4 protein-coding genes are annotated in these 5,617 nt (G+C 77.2%); 2 read left to right on the forward strand and 2 right to left on the reverse strand.

Features of this window, described 5'->3' with window-relative positions; translation table 11 throughout:
* Together E1300_RS47165 and E1300_RS47170 are read right to left on the reverse strand one after the other, a co-directional pair.
* Nucleotides 1–2,400 (reverse strand): non-ribosomal peptide synthetase (locus E1300_RS47165; RefSeq protein ID WP_207400407.1); only part of this gene is annotated, 2,400 nt, incomplete at its 3' end.
* Between the two features lie 400 nt (nt 2,401–2,800).
* Nucleotides 2,801–4,174, reverse strand: a complete 1,374-nt coding sequence (locus E1300_RS47170) for a M28 family peptidase (protein WP_131763779.1) — start codon at nt 4,172–4,174, stop codon at nt 2,801–2,803.
* Between the two features lie 156 nt (nt 4,175–4,330).
* Here E1300_RS47170 and E1300_RS47175 point away from each other — a divergent pair, with 156 nt between their 5' ends.
* A complete protein-coding gene (locus E1300_RS47175) occupies nt 4,331–5,176 on the forward strand; it encodes an SDR family NAD(P)-dependent oxidoreductase (RefSeq protein WP_165503320.1) in 846 nt (281 codons plus the stop codon).
* Nucleotides 5,177–5,310: 134 nt separating this feature from the next.
* Nucleotides 5,311–5,617: ATP-binding cassette domain-containing protein (locus E1300_RS47180; protein ID WP_131763781.1), on the forward strand; the 307-nt coding region annotated here is incomplete at its 3' end.

The following is a 5,617-nucleotide window of genomic DNA, read 5'->3' on the forward strand; positions in this document are numbered from 1 at the left end:
CCAGCGCTGCCCGGCCGGGACCCGGCCGGTGACCGCGGCGCCCGCCGCGACCTGCGCGTTCTTCCCGACGCGCGCGCCCGGGAACAGGACGGCCCGGGCCCCGACGACGGCCCCGGCGCCGATCCGGATCTCGCCGACGCGGAGGACGTCGCCGTCCAGCCAGTACCCGCTGAGGTCGACCTCGGGCTCGATCGCCGCCTCGCGGCCGAGCCGCAGCATCCCGGTGACGGGCGGCGGCGCGTGCAGGTCGACGTCCGGGCCGATCTGCGCGCCGAGGGCGCGGGCGTAGAAGGCGAACCAGGGCGCGGCCGACAGCTCGGTCGCGCCGAGCCGCACGGCGAGCTGCTCCGCCGTCCAGAGCCGCAGGTGGACGGCGCCCCCGCGCGGGTAGGCGCCCGGGCGCAGGCCGCGCAGCAGGAGCCGGGCCCCGGCGGCAGCGAGCGCGACGCGGCCGACCGGCGCGACGAACAGCAGCGCGCCCGCCAGCACCGCCCACCACGACGCCTTCGGCGCCCACGGGAACCCGGCGACGTTGTTGAACGCGGCGAGCGCGGTGACCCACCGCATCGCGCCGAGGGACAGCAGCGGGAGCATCAGCAGCGCCTGGAGGAGCGACGCGCGCCGCGGCACGGGCTGCACCGCGCGCGCCGGGGCCGGCGCCTCCGCCGCCTGCGGTTCGTGTTCGCCGAGGTGCCGCGCGAGGCCGCGCAGCGTCGGGTGCTCGTAGACGTCGCCGACCGCGGCGGACGGGTGGCGCGGGCGCAGCGCCGACACCAGCCGGGCCACGCCGAGGCTGCTGCCGCCGAGCGCGAAGAAGTCGGCGTCCGGGCCGTCGGGTGTCTCGCCGAGGACCTCGGTCCAGCGGGCGGCGAGCCATTCCTCCGCGGCGGTCAGCGGCTCGGCCGCACGGGCCTCGTCGGCGCCGGTGCCCATGCCGGGCGGCGGCCACGGCAGCGCGTTCCGGTCGACCTTGCCGGACGTCCGCGTGGGCAGCGTCTCGACCAGGGCGAGCCTCGGCACGAGCGCGGCGGGCAGCGTCTCCCGGAGCCGCTCCCGCGCGGCGGCCAGGTCGAAGTCGTCGTCGGCGACGAGGTAGCCGACGAGGACCTGGTTACCGGTGGCGGCGGTGCGGACGGCCGCGGCGGCGCCGGTCACCCCGGGCAGCGCCTGGAGCGCCGCGTCCACCTCGCCGAGCTCGATGCGCCGGCCGCCGAGCTTGACCTGCTCGTCGGCGCGGCCGACGAAGACCAGCCCGGCGGGGTCCGCGGTGACGAGGTCGCCGCTGCGGTAGGCGCGGTCCCAGCCGAGCGAGGGCAGCGGCGCGTACTTCTCGGCGTCCTTCGCGGGGTCCAGGTAGCGGGCGAGGCCGACCCCGCCGATGACCAGCTCGCCCGTCCCGCCGGGTTCGACCGGCTCCCCGGCGGCGTCGACGACGGCGAGGTCCCAGCCGTCCAGCGGCAGCCCGATCCGGACCGGTCCCGCGCCGCCGAGCGGCGCGGCGCAGGCGACGACGGTCGCCTCGGTGGGGCCGTAGGTGTTCCACACCTGCCGGCCCGGGACGGCGAGCCGCGCGGCGAGCTCCGGCGGGCACGCCTCGCCGCCGAAGATGAGCAGCCGGACGCCGTCCAGCGACTCGGCGGGCCAGAGCGCCGCGAGCGTCGGCACGGTCGACACGACGGTGACGCCGCGCTCGGCGAGCCAGGGCCCGAGGTCCATGCCCGTCCGGACGAGGGAGCGGGGCGCGGGCACCAGGCACGCGCCGTGCCGCCACGCGAGCCACATCTCCTCGCAGGACGCGTCGAACGCCACCGACAGGCCCGCGAGGACGCGGTCGGAGGCGTCCGCGGGGAACAGCCGGGCCTCGGCGTCGACGAACGCGGCCGCCGAGCGGTGCGTGACCGCGACGCCCTTCGGCTTGCCGGTGGACCCGGAGGTGAAGATGATCCAGGCGTCGTCGTCCGGGCGCGGCCGCCCGGGACGGCCCCCGGCGGGCCCGCGCGGCGTGATCGCGCCGTCCTCGCCGATGACGGCGCACACGCCCGCCTCCCCGAACACCAGCGCGGCGCGCTCGTCGGGGTCGTCGGCGTCGACCGGGACGTACGCGGCGCCCGCGGTGAGCACGGCGAGGATCGCGACGTACAGCCCGGCGGTGCCGGACGGAACGCGGATCCCGACGCGGTCGCCGCGGCCGACGCCGATCCGCTCCAGCTCCTTGGCGAGCGCGCCGGCCTCGGCGCGCAGCCCGTCGTAGTCGAGGCGGGACGCGCCGTCGTCCAGCGCGGGCGCGTACGGATGCCGCAGCGCCGTCTCGTCGAGGATGTCCAGCAGCGTGCGCGCGGGCGGGGCGCCGCGGCGCGATCGGAAGACCGCGCGCTCGGCGCCGGCCAGAAGTGGGCGCAATTCTCCCCCGGTGTCCAGGCGGTACGGCGGCCTCGTCGAACCGGGGCACCTCGTGTCCGCTCCGTACCACCCGGAGCCGGTGCGCCCTCGCCGCCCGGCGGCGCGACCCGCGCGCCGCCTGGGATCACGTCGATCCCGCGGGCGCGCGCCGGGCCGGGCCTTGTGGGCCGCGAAAGGGCGTGCGCGCCGCTAAGCCGGACACTGTACTCGATGGACATGAACACGCAGATGGCGGACGGCGTGCCCTGCGTCACCCGGAGGGGCATCATCCGGGCACCGCGCACGGCGGCGAGCGGAGGGGCGCCGCAGCCGGGGGGGCGGCGCGCAGGCATGTTCGCGCGCGGCGTCCTCCGGCCCGCCGTCACCGTCTCGGGACGGCGACGGCGGGCCGGGGCGGGTGTCAGCGGCGCAGCGCGACGTCGTAGGCGGCGCTGCCGATCAGTTCCAGGGACACCTGGAGCCGCTTCAGGCTCACGTTGCCCGCGACGGTGTCCTCGGGCGTGTGGTAGACGGGTTCGAGCTGGCTCGGGGCCTCGGCGCCGCGCCAGCTGAAGTTGCCCGCCGCGATGCCGCGCTCGTAGAACGCCTCGTGGTCGCTGGAGCCGCGGGCGGTGGGGCCCTTGGTCTGGCCGGTGTAGCCGAGGCGGGCGGCGGCCGCGGCGATGGCGGCCGTGGTGGTGTTGTCCTTGCCGTCCACCGACAGCAGCCAGTAGGTGCCCGCGGGCGGGTGGCTGGTGGCGACCATGTCGTTCTGGAAGCAGCCGGTGATGCGCGCGGCGGCCGCGTCGTCCAGGCCCTTGACGTAGTACCGCGCCCCGACCAGCCCGAGCTCCTCGGCGCCCCAGAGGCAGAAGCGCAGGTCCTGCCGGGTGGGGAGCCTGCGCATGGCGCGGGCGAGCTCCAGGCAGAGGACGGTGCCGCTGCCGTCGTCGTTGCCGCCGGGCGAGCCGGGGACGCTGTCGTAGTGGGCGCTGACGATGACGGCCTTCCCGTCCGGGTTCGGCAGCGTCGCGCGCCGCTCGGCGAGGACGTTGTGGGACGTCAGGCCGGTGTGCGCGGTGACCTCCAGTGACACCCTCCCGCCGCGGGCGCGGAGCCGCTCGCCGTGGTACTCGGCGACGCCGAGCACCGGGACCGGCACGGCCTCGGCGAGCACGGGGAAGAACGAGGCGGCCTTGCGCTCGGGGTAGGTGGTGCTCCGCACGTTCGCGATGAGGACGGCCGCCGCGCCCTTCGCGGCGGCGGCCTTCGCCTGGTCCAGCTCCTTGCCGGTGACGCGCGTGAACAGCGCGACCTTCCCTGTCAGGTCGGCGGTGACCTCGGTGGCGTCGCCGAGGTCGGCGACGTCTCCGGCGGCCCGGCCGACGGCGCCGTTGGCCGCGGCGGCGCTCTGCCAGTGCTCGCGGCCGGCCCGCAGCTCGGCGAGGTTCTTGTCGGGCACGGGGAACGGCTGGAGCTCGACCTTGTAGCCGAGCCCGCGCAGCGTCCGGGCGATGTAGTGGGCGGCGGTGTGCTCGCGGCGGGTCCCGGCGACGCGCCAGCCGATGTCGTCGCTCAGCACCCGCAGGTGCCGGAGGGCGCGCCGCGCGTCCACGCGGGCGGCGACGGCCTTGTCGGCGGTGGTGAGGGCGGGGCCGCGGAGGGCTCCGGGCCGCTGCCGGGTCGCGGCGGCGGACGTTCCGGGAAGCAGGCCCACGGTGGCGAAGCCGGCGAACGCGGCGGCTCCGGCCAGCATGTCGCGGCGGTGGATCTCGGGCCGATGGATCTTCGGCATGGCGTCTCCTGAGGGGGTCGATGGGGGCGCCTGATGGCCGCGAACCTATGCAAACCGCCACAAGCCCGACTAGATCATCTTCATGCTCCGCAACCGAACTGTGACCCGCGAGTCGCCGCTTGCCGGGCGGGGCGGGTGTGTGTGACGTTGAGGCGCATGACGACTTCGGACGGTCCGCCCGCGCCCGCGGCGGAGCTCCCGCTGGCCGGCCGGTCCGCGCTCGTGACCGGCGCCTCGTCCGGGATCGGCGCGGCCGTCGCCGAGGCCCTCGCCGCCGCCGGGGCCCGCGTCGGCCTCGTCGCGCGGCGCGCGGACCGGTTGGAGGAGGTCCTGGGACGCTGCCGCGCCCACTCCCCCGGCTCCGCGTCGTGGACGGCGGACCTGGCCGACCTCGACGCGCTCCCGGCGCTCGCCGCGGCCGCCGAGGACGCCCTCGGCGGCGTGGACGTGCTGGTTAACAACGCGGGCATGCCGAAGCGGCGCCGCGTCCAGGACCTGTCCCCCGGCGAGGCCGAGGAGGTGATGCGGCTGAACTACCTGTCGCCGGTGCGGCTCACGCTGGCGCTGCTCCCCGGGATGCTCGCGCGCGGGCACGGGCACCTGGTGGCCGTCGGCTCGGTCGCGGCTCGCCTCGGGCCGCCGCACGAGGCCGCGTACGCGGCGTCCAAGGCCGCGGTCACCGCGTTCTGGGAGAGCATGGCGGTCGACCTCGACGGGACGGACGTGCACGTCCACGTCGTCCAGCCCGCGCTGATCGCGACCGGCCTGTTCGCGGTGCCCGGCAACGAGGCCCCGCTGAGCGACCTGTCGGACGCGCTGCCGCCGCGGGACGTCGCCGCGGCCGTCCTGGAGCTGATCTCCGGCGGCGGGTTCGAGCGGTACGTGCCCGCCTGGTTCGACGAGATGGCCGCGGGCAAGGCCGCCGACGTCGAGGCGTTCGTCGCCGGGGTGAAGGAGTGGACCCGCGAGCGCCTGGAGGCCCTCGAAACCCCGTCCGGCTGAACGGGCGTCCGCCGGACGCCGTCCGTCTCGGCGCCATTGCCGCGCCCCCGGCGGCTCAGTAGGGTGATGCTCCGACGACAGTGATCCACGTCACACACGATGCCGCGTGCCGGCCGTCCGGAGGTGCGACGCGTATGCCTTCTGCCGAGGGCCTGCGGGTGACGGGCGTGACGGTCCGTTTCGGCGGTCTCACGGCCGTGGACGGGGCCGGGCTGACGGCGCCGCCGGGCACCGTCACGGGCCTCGTCGGGCCCGACGGGGCGGGCAAGACCACGCTGTGCGACGTCATCACCGGGCTGCGCCGCCCGGCCGAGGGCGCCGTCCTCCTCGACGGCCGCGACGTGACCGGCGACGGCGCCCGCACCCGCGCGCGGCACGGGATCGCCCGCACCTTCCAGCGGCCCGGGACGCCGGGCCGGGCGACCGTCGGCGACGGCGTGC

The sequence above is a fragment of the Actinomadura fibrosa genome, from assembly GCF_900659615.1.
In the GTDB taxonomy this organism is placed as follows: Bacteria; Actinomycetota; Actinomycetes; order Streptosporangiales; family Streptosporangiaceae; genus Spirillospora; species Spirillospora fibrosa.

What these genes read in the sequence shown, in the direction of transcription:
- E1300_RS47170 (WP_131763779.1), bottom strand. Translation starts at nt 4,174, where the DNA reads ATGCCGAAGATCCATCGGCCCGAGATCCACCGCCGCGACATGCTGGCC.
- E1300_RS47175 (WP_165503320.1), top strand. Translation starts at nt 4,331, where the DNA reads ATGACGACTTCGGACGGTCCGCCCGCGCCCGCGGCGGAGCTCCCGCTG.